The 18,183-nt window shown below is 61.3% G+C and carries 9 protein-coding genes; 2 read left to right on the top strand and 7 right to left on the bottom strand.

Annotation, left to right across the window (positions count from 1 at the left end; genetic code table 11):
• Positions 1-334 precede the first annotated feature (334 nt).
• From I2E45_RS08360 to I2E45_RS08335, 6 genes are all read right to left on the bottom strand, one after another.
• Entirely contained in the window at positions 335-979 is a 645-nt protein-coding gene (locus tag I2E45_RS08360; RefSeq protein ID WP_195445609.1) for a class I SAM-dependent methyltransferase, read from the bottom strand.
• A 119-nt stretch (positions 980-1,098) separates the two neighbouring features.
• A complete protein-coding gene (locus I2E45_RS08355) occupies positions 1,099-3,765 on the bottom strand; it encodes an ABC transporter permease (protein ID WP_195445607.1) in 2,667 nt (888 codons plus the stop codon).
• 8 nt (positions 3,766-3,773) lie between these two features.
• Entirely contained in the window at positions 3,774-4,487 is a 714-nt protein-coding gene (locus I2E45_RS08350) for an ABC transporter ATP-binding protein (RefSeq protein ID WP_229058902.1), read from the bottom strand.
• Positions 4,488-4,779: 292 nt separating this feature from the next.
• The gene (locus tag I2E45_RS08345) at positions 4,780-5,985 is read right to left on the bottom strand and encodes an ABC transporter permease (RefSeq protein ID WP_195445603.1); all 1,206 of its coding nucleotides are present in this window, start codon (positions 5,983-5,985) and stop codon (positions 4,780-4,782) included.
• On the bottom strand, positions 5,972-7,159 hold the full coding sequence (locus I2E45_RS08340) for an ABC transporter permease (RefSeq protein WP_195445601.1): 1,188 nt from the start codon (positions 7,157-7,159) through the stop codon (positions 5,972-5,974). The genes I2E45_RS08345 and I2E45_RS08340 overlap by 14 nt, the downstream gene beginning before the upstream one ends.
• Before the next feature lie 9 nt (positions 7,160-7,168).
• Positions 7,169-8,107 (bottom strand): ABC transporter ATP-binding protein, encoded by a 939-nt coding sequence (locus I2E45_RS08335; protein ID WP_195445599.1) that lies wholly within the window; start codon positions 8,105-8,107, stop codon positions 7,169-7,171.
• Between the two features lie 198 nt (positions 8,108-8,305).
• Here I2E45_RS08335 and I2E45_RS08330 point away from each other — a divergent pair, with 198 nt between their 5' ends.
• Entirely contained in the window at positions 8,306-9,451 is a 1,146-nt protein-coding gene (locus tag I2E45_RS08330; protein ID WP_195445597.1) for a sensor histidine kinase, read from the top strand.
• Entirely contained in the window at positions 9,448-10,077 is a 630-nt protein-coding gene (locus tag I2E45_RS08325) for a response regulator (protein WP_195445595.1), read from the top strand. The genes I2E45_RS08330 and I2E45_RS08325 overlap by 4 nt, the downstream gene beginning before the upstream one ends.
• A gap of 610 nt (positions 10,078-10,687) precedes the next feature.
• Here I2E45_RS08325 and I2E45_RS08320 read toward each other — a convergent pair.
• Complete coding sequence (locus I2E45_RS08320) at positions 10,688-17,983, bottom strand: Spy0128 family protein (RefSeq protein WP_195445593.1); 7,296 nt, start codon at positions 17,981-17,983, stop codon at positions 10,688-10,690.
• Between the last annotated feature and the right edge of the window lie 200 nt (positions 17,984-18,183).

Below are 18,183 nucleotides of genomic sequence, written 5' to 3'. Positions count from 1 at the left end.
AGGATGGTACCCGTTAAAGCGGGGTTAATGTCAAGCACGGCGCCCAGTCATTGGGTACTCATTGGGGACAGACTTAAATGGCTGAAACCACTCATTGGGGACGGACTTAAATGAGCGCCTCGCCACCTGGCAGCTAGGGACGTTCCTTTCCTGCCGGCAGCTGGGGACAGTCCTTTCCAGCCGGCCGGCAGACCGGCGAATCATCGGCATCTGGTAAGAGGGACGCGCCGTCACGTTTGTGGCGGCGCGCCTTGGTTTGGCGGCGCGTTCTGGCGTGGCCACAATCTGGTTTGATGGCGTGCCCTGGCGTGACGGAGCGTCCTGGCGCGGACCGCTAGCCCTTTCGCGCGACCAGATGCGCGCGGAATCCCTTCTGTGCCTCGAGCTTGAGCGGGGTGAGCCCGGATTCCTCGGCGAGCGCGCGTAGCTCGGACAGCTTGAGGATGCGCACGTCGCCATGGCCCAAGAGGCGTGCCAGCGGTAGCTCGATGTTGTTCATGAGCCAGACCGCGACATCGTTCGAGGTGTAGTCGCGGAGGACCAGTCGCCCGCCGGGGCGGAGGACGCGTGCCACCTCGGCGAAGAACCTCTCCGGATGCGGGTAGTGGTGGAAGCTGTTGGAGCAGAGCACGGCGTCGAAGCTCCGGGGCTCGAAGGGCAGTGCCTCCGCGTCTCCGACGACAAAGCTGACGTTATCGAGCTGCTTTGCCCGGGCGACGTCGATCATCCCGGGTGTAAGGTCGAGTCCAGTCAAGTGCTTGTTGGGGTACCGGGCGTGGAGCAGTTCTAGGACGGCTCCGGTTCCACAGCCCACGTCGAGCACGTCCTCGAAGGGTTCGAGCTCAAGCTCCTCGAGCATTTGCGGATAGTCGTCCTTGCACATCTCGTAAATGCCGGCATGGCCAGATTCGTAGACCTTTGCCGCCTCGGTGAACTCCTTGATGGAGAGCTGCTTGAGCTCCTCTGCCGATCTTGCCATGGGTCTCCTTCTGTTCGGGGAAGTCTGACGTTGCGCGCGTTTGCCCACGTCGGGCCTGGCGGGCAAATAACGCGGGGGCACCCCTCCTTCGGTTCGTGCCCCCGCGTGCGGGCGGTTCTCTATTCCTGGACCTTCAGCGCTTCGGCCAGGCCCACACGTTTGATGGAACGCATGTGCAGCAACGCCACGACCAGGTAGGTCACAAAGCCAATGCCCACGCACGCCGCCATGGACCAAGCGGGCACGTAGATCTCGATATTGCCGTTGTAGGCGAGCAGCATCGAGCGGAAGATGGCCGTCAGCGAGCCAATAATGACCGGCAGGCTCAGCACGAGCGACGCCGCCACGCACAGCGTGATCGAGCGGATGTACAGATGCGAGATCTCGCTGTCGCGATAGCCAAAGACTTTCATGTAGCTAATCGAACGGGCGCTGTGGTCGATCACAGCCTTGGTCAGCAGGTACATAAACAGCAAGAAGATGAACACCGCAAGCCCAACCATCATGCCGATCATTTTGCTCATCATGCCGATGAACTGGTCGCCCACGGCGCGCATGTCGTCGGGCGTGGTGTCGCCGGCAAAGTAGCGCGAGTCGAGGTCGAGTTTCTCGTCGCTCACATAGCCGTTAAAGTAGGAGGCGTCGTTGTCGAACAGCTCGTTAAAGTCGTCGATACTCATATAGATATTCATGTCCGACTTGGAACCCCAGGCGCAGTCCTTGCCCACATACTCAAGGGAATAATTCTTGCCCTCGTACTTGTCGCGAAGCTTAACCTTCTGGCCCTCGCTCCAGCCAAACTTATCGAGCAGGCCACCGCCAAAGACGACGCGCCCATCGCCGACGTCCAGCCCTTTCCAGTAGCGCGAATCGGGCGAGATGCCGTAGACGGAAATCGTCTCCTCGCCATTTCCATCGCCGCGGTCGTATTGCAGCTGGTAAACGGCGTATTTCTCGGCCTGTGCAATTGCGCCCGTACCGTTATCGGTCGTGTTGACCGGGTGGATGTCGTCGTTGTCAGTGTCAATCTTAGAGGCCTTGTCAATCAGGTCGATAGCCTCGTCGCGGTCACAGCCAAGGGCATCGGCAAGGTCATCGAGGCGTGCATAAAGCGCATCCTTCTTGTCCTGGACCTTGGCAAGCGCGTCCTGCGCCGCGGCCAGGCTCTCGGCAGACGGGGATGCGGTCGCGGCATCGGCCGCCGCCTGCGCCGCATCGGCCGCGTCGTCAAGCTCGTCATCGGCATCCCGGGCGGCGGAAAGCAGCGCGCCGTCAACCGATTGCAAGCGCTCGAGCGCCGACCACTGCTCGCGCTCCTCGACAGTGCCATTGAGCTCTAGCGGGGCCTTGAGCGTGTACTGGTGCTCGGCGACCAAGCTTGTCTCGAGGTTGTCCGCATAGTGCGTCATCGTGGGCAGAATCGCCAGGCCAAAGAGCAGCAGCAGCGAGGCAAATGCAATGCCCACGAAAAGCGTGGCGAAGTTGCCCAGGTTGCGCAGGAAGATCCGCAGGCGGAAACGCGTGACAAAACCCATTCGCTCCGGCAGTTGCATACCACGCTTGGTACCCGACTTGCCGCTCGCCTCGTGACGAAGGAACTGCAACGGCGTCTTGCCCATCTTGCGAAGCAGGCCCACCAGCGTGATGAGGATGAGCGCGGCGGCGGGAACCACGGCGCACTTCACAAAGATCTCCCAGCTCCAGTACACCTGGAAAGGCGGCAAGCTATAGGAGCCGTAATACAGGCTGCGCATGGGCTCGGTAAAGAACGTCACGCCGAGCGCGGTGCCCAAAAGCGCCGCGACCACGCCCACGATGGCGGGAAGTGCCAGGTAGTGCAGCACGATCTCGCGTCGACGATAGCCGCTGGCGAGCAGCGTGCCGATGATGGCGCTCTCCTCCTCGATGGTGGCGTCGGTAAGGACCACGAAGACGAACGCCATGATCACGATGATGATGTCGAGCAGCGTCATCCACATCATGGAGTCGCCATCCACGTCGTCGCGCGCATAGCCAATGCCTTGGTTGGAATCGGCATCGATCAGATCGTCCACGCGCGCATCGGCGTCGGTCAGTGCCTCGACCATATCCTGCTCCGCATCGACGCGATCCGCGGTGGGGAGGTCGCGATCGGTAAAGGTAAAGGAGTAGGTGTAGGCAGGCGCGCCGCCGGCGTCCTCAAGCGCGGCAAAACCGGCGTCGGTAACCTCGGCAACACCATAGGTGACGGTGTTAATCGTAAAGTCGGAGTTATTGAGGAACAACGCCTGGCTATCGGGCTGGGTCATGATGCCGCAGATGGTGTAGGTGCGACCCTCAAGCTCGACCTTATCGCCCACGGCGAGGCCGTTGTTGGTGGCAAAGACACGGTCGATGGCCACCTCGTCGTCCGCCTTAGGCTGCCTACCCTCGCAGTAGGACGCAATGTCCACCTTGGTACGGTGCGCATAGGTGCGCAGCGTGCGCTTGGTGCCGTCGTCGCCGGACGCCTTTTTGATGATGGCATCGATAGAGAAGTTCTTGTAGAGCGTAACACCGCCGACGTCACTGGTGGCATCCTCGGCAGCCTTGAGCTGCTCCTCGGTCGCCTCGAAGGAGGTGGTCACGCGGCCGTCCTCAATCGTGTACGCATCGCGCATGCCGTCGATAAGGCAACCGATGGAGTGGGCCGCGAGCAAAAAGCCCGAGGTGAGGGCAATGCTTCCGCACATAAGCAAAAAGATGCCCAGGTACTTGCCGATATTGCGGCGCAGCTCGCGCGGGAGACGTTTTGCGAGAGGTGTCATGGCGCCGCCTACCAATCGAGCTCGGCGGCCGCGACGGGCGACTCGTTGAGCTCATCCTCGACGATGCGCCCGTCGCGCAGGCGCAGCACGCGGTTGGCCATGCGAGCGATGGCGGCGTTGTGCGTGACGATGATGATGGTGCAGCCGTACTCGTGATTGACATCCTCCATGAGCTGCAGGATTTCCTTGGACGTCTTATAGTCGAGCGCGCCCGTGGGCTCGTCGCACAGCAGCAGACCCGGGTTTTTGACGAGCGCGCGGCCGATGGCACAGCGCTGCTGCTGGCCGCCCGAAACCTGCCGCGGGAACTTGTTGCGGTGCTCGTAGAGACCCAGCGAACGCAGCAGGTCGTCAATGTTGAGCGGCTTTTTGGACAGGTGCGCCGTGACCTCGATGTTTTCCTTGATGGTGAGATCGGGCACCAGGTTGTAGAACTGGAAGACAAAACCCAGCTCACGGCGGCGATACTCGCCCATGTCGGCAGGCTTGAGCACCGTGAGGTCGCAGCCGTCCACCAGAATAGAGCCGGCGTCGGCATCCTCCAGGCCGCCGATCAGATTAAGAAATGTCGACTTGCCCGAGCCCGAAGGCCCCAGCATGACGCAGATCTCTCCGCGGTTGATGGACGTGTCGATGCCGTCGAGCACCGTCAGGCGCGCATCTCCATCGCCGTAATGCTTTTTGAGATCCTTAACCTGGACGTAGGCTTGCTTTGTCGCCATGCTATCCCCCATTGTTAGCCTAGTACTACTTTATGAGCGTAATAGTAAACCTTGGCGAACTATTTTGGGGCGAGGCCTGGGATTTATTTCAGGCTAGTCATTGGGGACGTTCTTAAATGACTAGCTGTTGGGGACATTCTTTCGCCGCCCGGCAGTTAGGGACGCTCCTTTCCTACCGGCAGTTGGGGACAGTCCTTGGCAACCCGGCCGGCAAGCCGGCGGTTCGGCAAAGACTGTCCCCAATGACTAGTCGTTTAAGTCTGTCCCCAATGAGTGCCCAATGACTAGGTGGCTAGGCACGGGATTTGGTGCGCGAGAGGGCTAGGCCTGCGGCGGCGATGGCCACGGCGAAGAGTGCCGTGACGCCCAGGTCGCAGGCGATGTCCCCCAGCACGGCGGACGTCAAATCCGAGGCAAGCGCCTTGCCGATCGCGTCGTTCACCCAATACGTCGGCACAAAGTGCGCCACGGTCTGCACGGCCGAGCCCATGAGCGACAGCGGCATCCAGGCACCGCCCAAAAACGTCATGAGCATGCCAAGCAGGTTGCCCACACCGTTGAGCAGCTCCTCGCACGCGCCCAGACTCGAAAGGGCAAAGCCAACGGCCAGCGGCGTGCATGCCAGGGCAAACGTCGCCGCCAGCGCCAGGCACACGCGCCCCACGCCGACCTCGGCGACCGCGCCGGCAAAGCCCACAACGCCCATCATGCTCGACACAAACCAGATGCAGACGGTGAGCACGGCGGCGGCCGCAAACACGGCAAGCGAACGCTGGTGCTTGGAGATTGGGCCGGCATCCATACGACACACGCGCTCGGGCTCGTTCATGCCCGAGAACACCAGCCCCACCGACACGATAACCGACGAGATAATCGCGTACGCACCAAAGTTGAAGTACGACTCGAGCGTGGCGGCGGCCGTCGAGTCGACCTTGACCTGCTCAATCTCGACCTCGGCACGCTTGGTGGCCGCATGCTCGGCGGCCTTGGCGACGCTACCATTAGAGGCGGCGGGCTCTAGGGCCGCTGCAGCGCCCGCGAGCGAAATCCAGCGCGAGGCCTCAGCAGACGAAAGCGCCGCCGCCATGGTGCCGGCACCGTAGGTCACATCGAGCTTGGGCAGGGCCTCCCCCGCGCGGGCGGCCGCGACCAGGTCGTTCTCAAACCCCTCCGGGATAAAGAACACGCAGTCGGCGCTACCCTTGGCGCTGTTGCTCTTGGAGAGCGCGTCCGCAAGATCGTAGGTATCGTCGCCGACGCCCGTGACCAACTCAAAGCGCGACCCCAGGTGCTTGGTGAGCGCATGCGAAAGGTCGCTGTCGTCGCGGTCGACCACGATCACGTTGGCATCGTAGGGCTCGTACTCGGTGAGCTGCGACGAGTTCCAGCTCACCGATGCCGCGATGAATACGCCCATGAGCGAGATGAACACCGTATAGATGAGCAGGTAGAACGGGTGCGCCAGCGCCATGCGAAGCGCAGTCTTAAAGGTACTCATAGCGGCTCCTTCCAAAGGTCAGCGTGGCGGCGGCAACGAACAGCAGCGCCATAAGGACCAGCGCGCCGGCGCGAACGACAAAGGGGCCCAGGTCCTCAAAGAAATACAGGCGGTTGAACATGTCGCAGATGAGCTTGACGGGGTTGAGCCAGCACTCGGCCGGGCAGGCGCGGGCGACGTCGTCGGCAAGCGCCATCGCCGGCTCGCCGTAGAGGCCGGCGAACAGGGCGCACGTGGTAGCAAAGCCCGTGAGGATGCCGGACTTGGACGCCTTGCCGCCCTTAACGGGAAGCGTGCCCACAAAAAGGCCCAAGCCCGTGGCGGCAAGCGCGGAAGCGGCGCCACCCACCAGACACAGCCCCTCGCGCCCGCCAAAGTCGATGCCCACGACCAGGCGCACGTAGCCGATTGCGATCACCATCGAGGCGAAGGAAACCAGCCACGAGCCGACGAAGATGCCGGCCAGCGACGCCGTCTTGGAAAGACCGCCCACGCAGCGACGCGCGCCAAGGCCCGACAGATTGGGCTGCAAATCGACGACGCTCAAGGCGGCAAACTCGGCAGACATCATCGCGACCAGGCCAAAAAGCGCGTAATAGTAGATGACCGTGCCGTCGGGCGTGGTGCGCGTAAGGCTCACGCGACGGGTGCCGCCCTCGAGCGACAGGGCGCGCGCAACCGCCTCGGGGTCGGCGAGTGCCGCCGGGTTGTCCTGGGCAATCTGGGACATGAGCTCGGCATTTTGTGTATACGAGCTTGCCACCGTCTCCAGGATGCTGCGATCGGTGAGCACCGATGATGCGCGCGAGCTGTCGTAGCTCGATAGCAGTGTGAGCTTGGGTGCGCCTGCGTCGTCGACCGTATAGATGCCCGCGACCTCGCCGGCCTTAAGCGCGCGGTTCGCATCGGCTGCGTCGTCGCACTCGCGGATCTCGAGCAGCTGATTGTCGCTCTCCTTGGCAAGCGACGTCGCCACGTCCTTAAAGGTCGAGGCGTCCCAGGCCTCGTCCGCTATGACGGCAACCGGTACCGGGTCGACCGTGCCGTCGGAGCTCAGATTCGCAAACATAAACATGAACATCGTGGAAAGCGCGATGGGAAAGAGAGCGCCCCAGACCCACGTGCTCGGCCGGCGCAGCAGCGTCTTGACCGTGGTGATGATGATGTTGAACATGGCCGCCCCCTAGTCGCGCAGCTCGCGGCCGGTGATCTCGAGGAACACGTCGTTGAGAGTCGGCGGCTCGCTCCACACGCGGCCGAGTGCCACGTCGGCGGCGCGCAGCGTGTCGAGGATGTCGACCAGATTGTGCGGGCTCGCCTCGCAGTTGCAGACGAGTTCGCCGCCGGAAAGCTCAACGCTGAGCACGTGCTCGTGGGCACGCAGGCGCTCGACCGTGGCGGCCTCGACGGCGCCGACCTCGACAGTCACGCGCTCGCCCATTTGAATCATGCGTTTGAGCTCGTCATTGGTGCCCTGCGCCAGCACACGTCCGCCGTCCATGATCATGATGCGGCTGCAAATCTGCTCGACTTCCTCCATGTAATGGCTGGTATACACCACCGTGGCGCCCTCGTCGCGCAAGCGGCAGATGCCCTCCAAGATGGCGTTGCGACTCTGCGGGTCGACTGCCACCGTGGGCTCGTCAAAGAAGATGAGCTCGGGCTTGTGCGCGATGCCGCAGGCAATGTTGAGGCGACGCGCCAGGCCGCCCGAGAGCTTGCCGGGGCGGAACTTGGCAAAGTCGCCCAGCCCGACAAAGTCGATCGCCTCGTCCACCAGCGCACGGCGGCGCTTACGGTCGCTAACGTAAAGGCTGCAGAAATAGTCGATATTCTCGCGCACGGTGAGCTCGTCGAATACCGCCACCTGCTGCGGGACCACGCCGATGCGGCGCTTGAGGTCGTAGCGGGCGGGCGTCATGGGCTCGCCGAACAGCTCGATGGTGCCCTTGTCGTAGGCGAGCAGCTGCAGGATGCAGTTGATGGACGTGGTCTTGCCCGAGCCGTTGGGGCCCAGCAGGCCAAAGATCTCGCCGGGGGCGATGCTGAGGTTAAAGTGGTCGAGCGCGATAAGGTCGTCGTAGCGCTTGACGAGGTTTTCGACGTGGACGATGTCTGTCATGAGGCGGCCCTTCCGTTGATTGCAGCCCGGTACGATTGCATCATCGCAGGAGCCGCCGGCGCGCGCCAGTGAGCTTTGTCACGAGTGTAGGGCTTGGTCGCGCGGCCCGCCGGTGCCCCCGCTTTGCCGCGTGGGAGGAATGTCACGGTTGCTCCGGGTGGCGCCTCCCCCATGCGCGGCATCGCGTACAATACCCGTATGAACAGGCTTTTCGACAAATCGATCGTGCTGGCGTGCTGTATTGCGGCCGCCATGGGCCTTGCCGTGGACGCTCGTCTGGTTGTGGCGTTTTGCCTTGGCATTATTGCCACCTCGCTGGCCGAGGTCACACAGGGGAAACGCACCCGGCGCGCGAGCGAGGCCGCGAGCTGCGCTTACATCATCGCGGCCGTCTTCGTACCGCCGTTTGTGCCGTTTGCGCCCCTCGCCTTCTATGACATCGCGCGGCGCGTGCGCCGTGAACGCATCTGGCCCGCGCTGGCGATTGGCGCAGTGTTTGTCTGCGCGCTTATCGCGGACCTTCGCACCGACGCGCTCACCACCCGAACGCTGCCGCTAACCGCCATCCTTTCGGTCGCCGCCACGTTGCTGTCGCTGCGCACCGCGCAGCTGGAACGCGAACAGGAACGCATGCGTCGCACCCGCGACAAGCTGCAAGAACGCGCCCTGGCACTCGAGGCACGCAACCGCGACCTCGCCGACTGCCAGGACTACGAAGTCGAGCTCGCGACGCTCGCCGAACGCGCCCGCATCGCGCGCGAGATCCACGATAACGTCGGGCACCAGCTCACGCGCGCCTCACTGCAGGCCGAAGCCCTACGCGTGGTCCACGCCGACGAGCCTGGCGTCGCCGCCGATTTCGCCGACGTTAAACGTACGGTTGACGAGGCGCTCCAGCTTGTGCGCGCCAGCGTCCACGCGCTCAACGACAACGCCGTCGACCTTTCCGTGCAGCTCGAACGCATTGTTGAAGGCGCGCGCTCGGACGGCGGCCCGCAGATTGAGCTTGAAGTTTTGGCCGAGCATGCGCCCGCAAATGTCGCCAACTGCTTTGCGGCGGTGCTGCGCGAGGCGCTTTCCAACGCCATGCGCCACGCTTGCGCCCAGACCGTCACCGTACGGTGCATGGAGCATCCGTCGTTTTACCAGCTCATCGTTACCGACGATGGCGCGGACGGGGTCCAAGCAAGCGGCCGCGGCGCCACGGAGGGCATGGGGCTCGCCTCCATGCGCGAGCGCATCGAGGCGCTTGGCGGCACCTTCACCGCCGGCCCGCGTGCCGGCTCCCCCGGCTGGCGCGTGTTTGCCACCGTTCCTAAGCAGCAAGGAGATGACGCCCGATGAGGCTCATTGTTGTCGACGACGACCGCTTGGTGGTCGATTCGCTCAAGATTATCCTGGGCGCCCAGCCGCAGATCGAGGTAGTGGGCACCGGCGCCAACGGCAACGACGCGGTTTTGCTCTATGCCGAACACGCGCCTGATATCGCACTGCTCGACATTCAGATGCCGGGGCGCGACGGACTTTCGGCGGCACGCGAAATCCTTGAGCGCGACCCTGCGGCGCGCGTGGTGTTTCTGACGACATTCTCGGATGACGAATACATTGTGTCGGCGCTCAAACTGGGCGCGCGCGGCTACTTGATTAAAACCGACGTCGCTGCCATCCCTCCCGCGTTGACGCAGGTCATGGATGGCAAACGCGTGCTCGAGGGCAAGGCGATCGAGGATATCAACTTTGATGGGGCGGGCGTCGAGGCCGGCACGACCCGCCGGCCCGCGGCCTTTGTCAGCCTGACCGACCGCGAGTTCGAAGTCGCAGAGCTCATCGCCCGCGGCCTCGACAACAAGGAGATTGCCGCCACCGCCTATATGGGCGAAGGCACCGTGCGCAACCACATCAGCTCAATCCTTGCCAAAATGGGCCTGCGCAACCGCACCCAAATCGCCATCGCCTATCTGCGAGGGTAATTACCCAACGGCCAACCGCTCCGGCAGAGCAAAATAGCTGTTATCGATTTAATGCCATTTCAAAACTATGCCGGATTACGGGGCTAAACTCAGGGCCCCCATCCACACCCATTGCTTCCGCCAAATGATGGCTTGTCTACCTGCGGTTTTATTTTCACGAATATCGGTATGGTTGGGAACTCATGGCTCAGCCCCGTAAACCGGCATAGTTTTGTTCGGGCGGCCCTGGACGAGTGCCTCCGCCAGCCTCGCGGGACCAAAATGATCCGTTTTCCTCCGTCCCCAAGGGATCAGCCGGAACCGCTCGCCACGAAATCGGCCCATCTACTACGTTTGACCCGATACCCCCGACCATACCCGCTTTTCATGAAAAACCGCAGGCGTTCTACCTGCGGTTTTGTTTTCGCGCTTTTCGGCATGGTTGGGGGTAAGGGATTAAACGTAGTAGATGGGCTGTTTTCGTGGCGCGCCCTCCTCCCCAACGCACAAAAGCACCGCCACGGAGGAGGGAGATGCCTCCGTGGCGGCTGGGGGGGGTGGGGGTGGGGGCTATGTTCTGGCTCCCCGCCGGCCGCCCGGGGCCTTTTGGCCCCGGGCGCTGCCAGCGTGCCTAGCGCTTACGGATACCCCAGACCAGGGCTCCGACGCCGGCCATGGCGATAACAAATGCCATGAGCAGTGCGGCGGCCTGCTGGTCACCCGTGGTGGGCAGGAAACCCTTAACCGTCTTGACGATGTTCGTCACGGTCTTGGGCGTGCCGGGATCGGGCATCGGCACGGGCGTCTCGGGCTTCTTGTACGCGTTGTTGAACACGATACCCTCGACGCTCTTGTCGCCCTTAGTATAGGTAACGCTCGCCTTGAGGTTACCCTCACCGTCGTCGACCACGTTGACGGTCGCGGTAAAGACGGACTTGTCATAGGTCATACCGGGCTCGTCGCCCTTGACCTCGCTGATGGTGTAGACGTGCGTGCCGGGCTCGCTGTACTCGAACTTATCGAAGCTGATCTTACCGTCGGCATCGTTGGTGACGGTGGACTCGATGCCCTCGCCAACGAGCTTAAAGCTAAACTCGTCCTTCTTGAGCTCGCGCCCCTCGAGCACCTTGATGGCGCCGATGGAGACCTGCGTAGGCATGGCGTGATACTTGTTGGTAAAGCCAGCCGCCTCGGTAGTTCCCTCGAGCTTGTGCGTCACGGTCAGCGTGCCATCGCCGTTGTCGGAGACGGTGGTCACGACGGTGTAGGTCGTACCGTCATAGGTGACGCCCTTGTACAGGCCGAGCGCGTTGGGGCAAGCCTCGCGCAGCGTGTACGTGTGCGTGCCGGGTGCCTCGTAGTGGATCGGGCTCAGCGTAACGTTGCCGTTGACGTCGTTGGTGCCGCTTGCAACAACCACGCCGTCCTCGAGCAGCTCAAACGTGAACTCGCCGGCTGAAAGGTCGCGTCCGGTCAGACGCTTAACCGTCTTGACCTGATCGGTCGCGGAAGAATCGGTGGGCGCCACGCCGTAGGTGTTGGTAAACGTGAAGGCCGCACCGTCGTCGCCTTCGTGCACGACGCTCAGATGTCCAGTGCCGTCGTCGGTCACGGTGTAGGAAACCTTGCGCGTGGCGTTGGCATCGTTAGTCACGCCAGGGGCGCTACCGGACTCGGTCACCGTATAGGTAAAGGTGTGCGAGCGCGGAGCGGTGGGGGTTGCGGGATCGGACTCGTCGGTGTCAGTGGCGTCGGCCTCTTCAGCCTCTGCCTCGTCGGCCTCAGCCTCGTCAGCTTCGTCTGCCTCGGCCTTATCGGTCGCATCGTCCGTCACGCCCAGGGCGCGGTTGAGGTCCTCGAGCGTAAAGTGGATCTTGCCAAAGTCCACGTTGCCGGCCGCGTCGTTGGTTGCGGTCGTGCGCTCGGGCATCGGGGCACCCGCCTCGTCAGCGGTCACGGTAAAGGTAAACTTACCCGCGATGTCGGCCGGGGCCAGGCCCTCGGCTGCCTGGAGCTTCTTGGTGCCGATGAGTGCGGCATCCACGGCCTCAGCGCCGTAGACGTTTTCGAACAAGGGCTCGACGCCACCGTAGTCGACCGTTGCCGTCAGGGTACCGTCACCGTTGTCGACAACGATAACCTTAAAGCCAAAGCTCCACGTTGTAGCGGAAACGCCATTCGGCAGCCCGAATAAATCTTCGTAGGCCGTGTAGTTAATGGTCCAAGCGAGCTTACCGTCCTTGTCGGTACGATGGGCAAGCCCAGCCGCCTCAAGATTGGCAAGCATCTCGGTGTCGTAGTGCAGCGCATCAAAGCTCACATGCCCGCCGATATTAGGCTTGAGGTTTTCGTAGCCCACAAGCTCGCCCTGATAGGCAATGCCGAACCAGAACTCGCCGTCGGCCATCGGACGACCGGTCAGGGTCTTGGTGGCGACAACCTGAGCAGCGGTACCACCAGGCGTATTGGTCGTAGCGCTGTAGCCGTTGTGGAACGGAACCAGGGCACTCTCGACCTTGTTCTCACCGCTCTTGTGGACCGTCGTATGCGTACCCTCGGGACCGCCGGAGACGGTCGTCGTGGCGGTAAGCGTACCGGCACCGTCATCGGCGACGGCGATCGTCACGGTACGCACGGCGTCGTCGTAGGTGTAACCGGGCTTGCCGTCATTCTTCTCGGCTACGGTGTACGTGAAGGTCTTGCCGGCGTCAGCCTGCGTAAACTTGACCTCATGGCCAGCCAGGATGTCGATCAGGCCGACCGTTGCCTCTGCCGTCGCAGGGGACTTGAAGTTGTTGGCTCCGGGCAGCAGGCCAAGCGCGTTGGCCGAGGCCTCGTCGGCAGGCGTCACGGTAAACGTGAACTGACCCTCGGTCATAGGACGTCCGGAGAGGCTCTTGCTGAGCTTGAGGCCGCCGGCCGCGGTGTAGTTAAGCTCAGTGCGGTACGTGTTGGTGAAGCGTCCGTTTTCCTTCTTGGTGACATTGGCGGTCAGCTTGCCCTCGCCGTCCTCAGTCACGGTCACTTCGGCGGTCGCGACATGCCCGTCATACGCCATGCCGGCCGCGTTACCCGCGTTCTCGCGGATCTCGTACGTGTAGGTTCCGGCAGCCGTGTAGCGGATCTTGCCGAACTTGACGGCAGCGATGCCATCCTTCGCATCGTGCTTGTTCACGGTCACGGTTGCAGGATCGGGCAGCGGGGTGCCCTCGGCGGCGGTGATGGTAAAGCTGAACTCGTCGGAGTCCGTCCAGTCGCGACCGTCGATAGCCTTACTCAGATCAAAGTCGAGCTCTGCGTCGAGCGGGGTCACGCTGTAGGTGTTCTTGAAGGTCGCAGCCGTGGCGTCCTTCAGGACATGCTCAGCCTTGAGCGTGCCATCGCCCTTGTCGGTAATGGTGGTCTCGATGGTGTACTTGGCGTCGCCGTACGTGATGCCCTTGCTGGTGGTTCCGCCGTTGACCTCGCGCAGCGTGTAGGTATGCTTGCCGGCCTCGGTGTACTTCACGGCGTTCATCGTGATGTTGCCTTCGGCATTGTTGGTGCCGGTGGCGACGACCTTGGCGTCCTCGCCCTCGCCCTCGACGAGCTCGAAGGAGAACTCGCCGTCCTTGAGGTCGCGCCCGGTCAGGAACTTGGTCGCGGTGACCTGGTCGGTGACACTGAACTCGCCAGGATTCGGCTTGTAGCTGTTGTTGAACTTCGCCTCGTCGGCTCCATTCAGCTCATGCTTTACCACGAGCTCACCCTTGCCGTTGTCGGTGACGGTCGTCTCGATGGTGTAGGTCTTGCCGTCGTAGGTGATGCCGTTGCCGGCGTCGCCCGGGACCTCGCGCAGCGTGTAGGTGTGCTTGCCGGCAGCGGTGTACTCGATGGGGCTCATCGTGATCTTGCCGCGGGCGTCGTTCTTGCCGGTGGCGACGACATCGTTACCCTCGACGAGCTCGAAGGAGAACTCGCCTTCCTTGAGGTCGCGCCCGGTCAGGAACTTGGTCGCGGTGATCTGGTCGGTGACACTGGAGCTCTTGGGGGCCACCGTGTAGGTATTCTCGAAGATCGCCTCGTCGGCGTTCTGCAGCTTGTGCTCCACGCTAAGGGCGCCGTCGCCGTTGTCCTTGACGATGGTCACGATAGTGTACTCAGAGGTGCTGTAGGTAATGCCGTTTTCGGTGGCGCCGGCCTTGGTCTCGCGCAGCATGTAGGTGTGCTCGCCAGCCGCGGTGTAGGTGACGGAATCCATCACGATCTTGCCGTCGGCATTGTTGGTGCCGGTGGCGACTACGTTATTGCCCTCGACGAGCTCAAAACGGAACTCGCCGGCCTTGAGGTCACGGCCGTCCAAGGACTTGATCGCGGTAATCTGGTCGGTGACGCTGGAGCTCTTGGAGCCAGGCTCGTAGGAGTTGGTAAACTTCGCCTCGTCGGCGCCCTTCAGCTTATGCTCTACGCCGAGCGTGCCGTCGCCGTTGTCCTTGACGACAGTCTCGATGGTGTAGGTCGCGGCATCGTAGGTGATACCACCGACGTTGCCCCTGACCTCGCGCAGCGTGTAGGTGTGCTTGCCGGGCTTGTCGTAAGTGATTTTGTCCATGACAACCGTGCCGTCAGCGGCGTTCTTGCCGGTGGCGACGACCTTGTCGCCCTCGACGAGCTCGAAGGAGAACTCGCCTTCCTTGAGGTCGCGCCCGGTCAGGAACTTGGTCGCCTTGATCCGGTCGGTGACGCTGGAGTCCGTAGGCGTCAGGTTGTAGGCATTCTTGAACTCGGCAACCTTGGCGTCCTTCAGGACATGCTCGGCCTTGAGGGTGCCGTCGCCGTTATCGGTGATGGTGGTCACGATGGTATAGGTCTTGCCGTCGTAAGATATACCGTTGCTGGCGGTTCCGCCGTTGACCTCGCGCAACGTGTAGGTGTGCTCGCCGGCCTCGGTGTACTCGATGGCAGTCATCGCGATCTTGCCGTCGGCGGCGTTAGTGCCGGTGGCGACGACCTTGTCGCCCTCGACGAGCTCAAAGGAGAACTCGCCGGCCTTGACGTCGCGCCCAGTCAGGGACTTGGTCGCGGCGATCTTATCGGTGACGCTGAAGCTCTTGGGGGTCAGATTGTAAGCGTTCTTGAACTCGATACTCTTAACGTCCTCGGCACCCTTCAGCTTATGCGTAGCCACCAGCTGGCCCTTACCGTTATCGCTGATGATCGTCACGATGGTGTAGACGTTTTCGTCGTAGGTGATGCCACCAGCGTTGCCCTTGACCTCGCGCAACGTGTAGGTGTGCTGATCGATCTCGGTGTACTCGATGGGGCTGAACGCAACATTGCCGTTAGCGTCATTCTTTACAGTCTCGATAAGCTCCGAGCCCTCGCCCTTAACCTCGTGCAGCTCAAAGCTGAACTCGTCTGCCTCGAGGTCGCGGCCGGTCAGGGACTTGGTCGCCTTGATCTGGTCGGTAACACTGGACTCAACATGATCCGCAGCATAGGTGTTCTTGAACTCAGTCTCGCCCGAGGTCTTCGTCGCAGAAGCCTCAAGCTTGCCTTTCTCATTGGGCTTCACTGTCACGGTAAACTCTGCAACGTTGTCGCTGTAGGCGATGCCGTCGACCGTGGTCCCGGCATGCTTCTCGCTAACCTTGTAGACATACGTGCCCGGCTTGTCATAGGCAATCTCGCCGAAGCTAATGCCCGCATGGCCCTTTGTTGCAACCGCAATCTTGGACTCAGGCATCGGGGCGTTGCCCTCGGACGTCAGGCCAAACTCAAACTTGTCCTCATTCGTCCAGTCGCGTCCCTCGAGCACCTTGACCAGGCCAAAGTCGGCAGTTGTCAACGTTGTCGGCTTGGTATTGAGCGTAAAGTTAATCTTGCCGTTATTGCCCAGATAGACATTGACCTTCGTCGCGCCGGAAACAACCTTCGTGTTGTTCCACTGGGGATTGATTACGTCGCGTGCGGTGTCAGTCGGGTTTCCGCCAACACGTTCCTTGGTGGTGTGGAGCTGATTGATAAAGGCGAGGCGCGCGGTACCAGCCTTAATCGACCAGTGATCGACGTCCTTTACCAAAGCGCCTTCAAAGCTTTCGAGCTCGCTTCCCTTAACCGGGATCGAAACGGAATCATCGTACGGCGCGCCCGACGAGTTCTGCGCCATAAACTCATCTTTGTACCAATAGGTCTTAGAGCCCGAAGGCTTTTCCGTTGCAAGCTTGGTGCAAGCTGCGTCCGTATAGACGGGCGTTAGCTTTTGGAAGTAGTAGTAGCTGTTCGTAGCAGCAGGCTCAAAGCTCGCGACCGTATCGCCCGCATCGTCGCCGGTCCACTTGTTGGCGTAGAAGCTAACGGTATTGGAATCAGCGTCCTTGTGCTCATTGATGTAATCCCGCAGTCCCGGTACGTCATTGGGAGTAAACAGGTTTTTGCGTGCAACAGCCTTTACACTCGATGCATATGCAACGCGGATAGGCGAGATGGCATCCGTGGAGTCAACCACGAACGTGCCCGCTGACTCGTCAACGATAAAACGGCGCAGCGGAATGAGCGATGCAGGGACCTTGACTGTCACGATGTCACCGCGCTGGGGGTTTTTCTCGTCCGCACGGTCGACCGTGATCACCAGGTGAGCGAGCTCGCCATCAAACGTATAGGTATCGATATTGCCATCGGTCGACTTGGTGGCGGCGCCATAGGTCCTGCCGTTGTACTCGGCACCGGTAAACCCGTCGACCTGCATGAAGGCGCCCAGCTCGTCCTCGAATGTGATGTAACCGGAACCGTTGGGATTGTTGCCCTCGACCTTGGTCGGGAAACCCTTGCCCGACGTAATGGCACTCGAGATGTCCTTAAAGACCTGATCAAGCTCGGCGGCGTTGGTCGCCGACTTGTAGTAGCTGGCACCGGCAACGGGGTTGCCAAAATTGACATTCCACTTCTTAGTTCCAAGAAAGCCATAGCTTATGGACGATGTGGCATCCGGATAGTTACTCGACACGGCATGCATGAACTTGTTCTTATTGCTCGTGTCGTTGCTTGTTGGATCGTCGTCCGGCTTCGCACCGTTGAAGATACCGATGGTATAAATGGTCGCCCCGCCGCTCTTTATGGTCTTGGCGGTATTGATGGCGTCCTTAGCAACCTCGGCCTCAAAACCATTAGAACTCGTAGGAGAGCCATCGGTGAAGAACACGACGATCTTCTGGGCGCCCTCGCGCTCAGAGGTGATTCCCTGGGCCATCTGCATACCGAAATCAGCCTGCGTGGCGCCGTTAGGCTTGATGGAGTTGACCGTTTCCTTAAGGCTCGTTGCGTCATCACCGACACACGGCGTCAGGGGCTTCATGGTCTGCGAGTGGTTGCACTTGTTTCCATTATTATCGCGATACGTATCGTTGCCGATTTCATCCTTCTTCTTGCCTGCGAACTTAACAATGGCGACCTTGTGCTGTTTTTCCGCGTCCTCAATGCCCTTGTTTTGCTCGGCAATGGTGTCGATAAAGTGGTTGGCAGCATTCTTGAGCGCAACGATACGCTTGGTAGAATCTCCACCACCCATAGAATCATCCATTGAGCCAGAGGCATCGAGCACCATTACGATGTCGAGCGGCTTGGAAACCAGCGACGTTGTATCGGATGTCGAAGACATCGCCGAAAGCGTGGTCAAAAAGTCCGATTTCCCGTCATCGATTGCTTGGACCGTCTTATCCGTCCAAATTCGGCCGACGTTTTGCGTCGTGACCTTACTGCCGTCATAGCCGCCCGCCCAGAACTTCCAATGGTTACTGGTGTCGTGGTCGACTACCTTTGTCGCTTCCGGTCCGTCCATTCCGGTGCTGGACCTGGCGTTGGCCTCGGGCAGCATGGCAAATGCTGCAGCCGGCAACACCAGCACTACGGCCAGTATCACCGCCAAGAGACCCCTCGTGTACTTACCCATCGCGTCTCCCTTCTCGCGGTCTCAGACCTTGCATCAGCCTAAAGTTACGGAATGAGACACAATTTGAGCAGGTGACACATGTTCCAGATTCGATTTTGAACGTGAGACAAATGTCTCACCAAAGGTCGCGCGCGCAGACGTGGTGTAAGAGTGTCCTGAGGTCCGTCGCTGCAAGTCCCGATGTTACTCCTTCTTGAGAC

The organism is Collinsella aerofaciens, assembly GCF_015555045.1.
GTDB lineage: Bacteria > Actinomycetota > Coriobacteriia > Coriobacteriales > Coriobacteriaceae > Collinsella > Collinsella aerofaciens_W.
The sequence above is the reverse complement of the archived record's forward strand: the minus strand, read 5'-3'. Positions and strand labels throughout refer to the sequence as shown.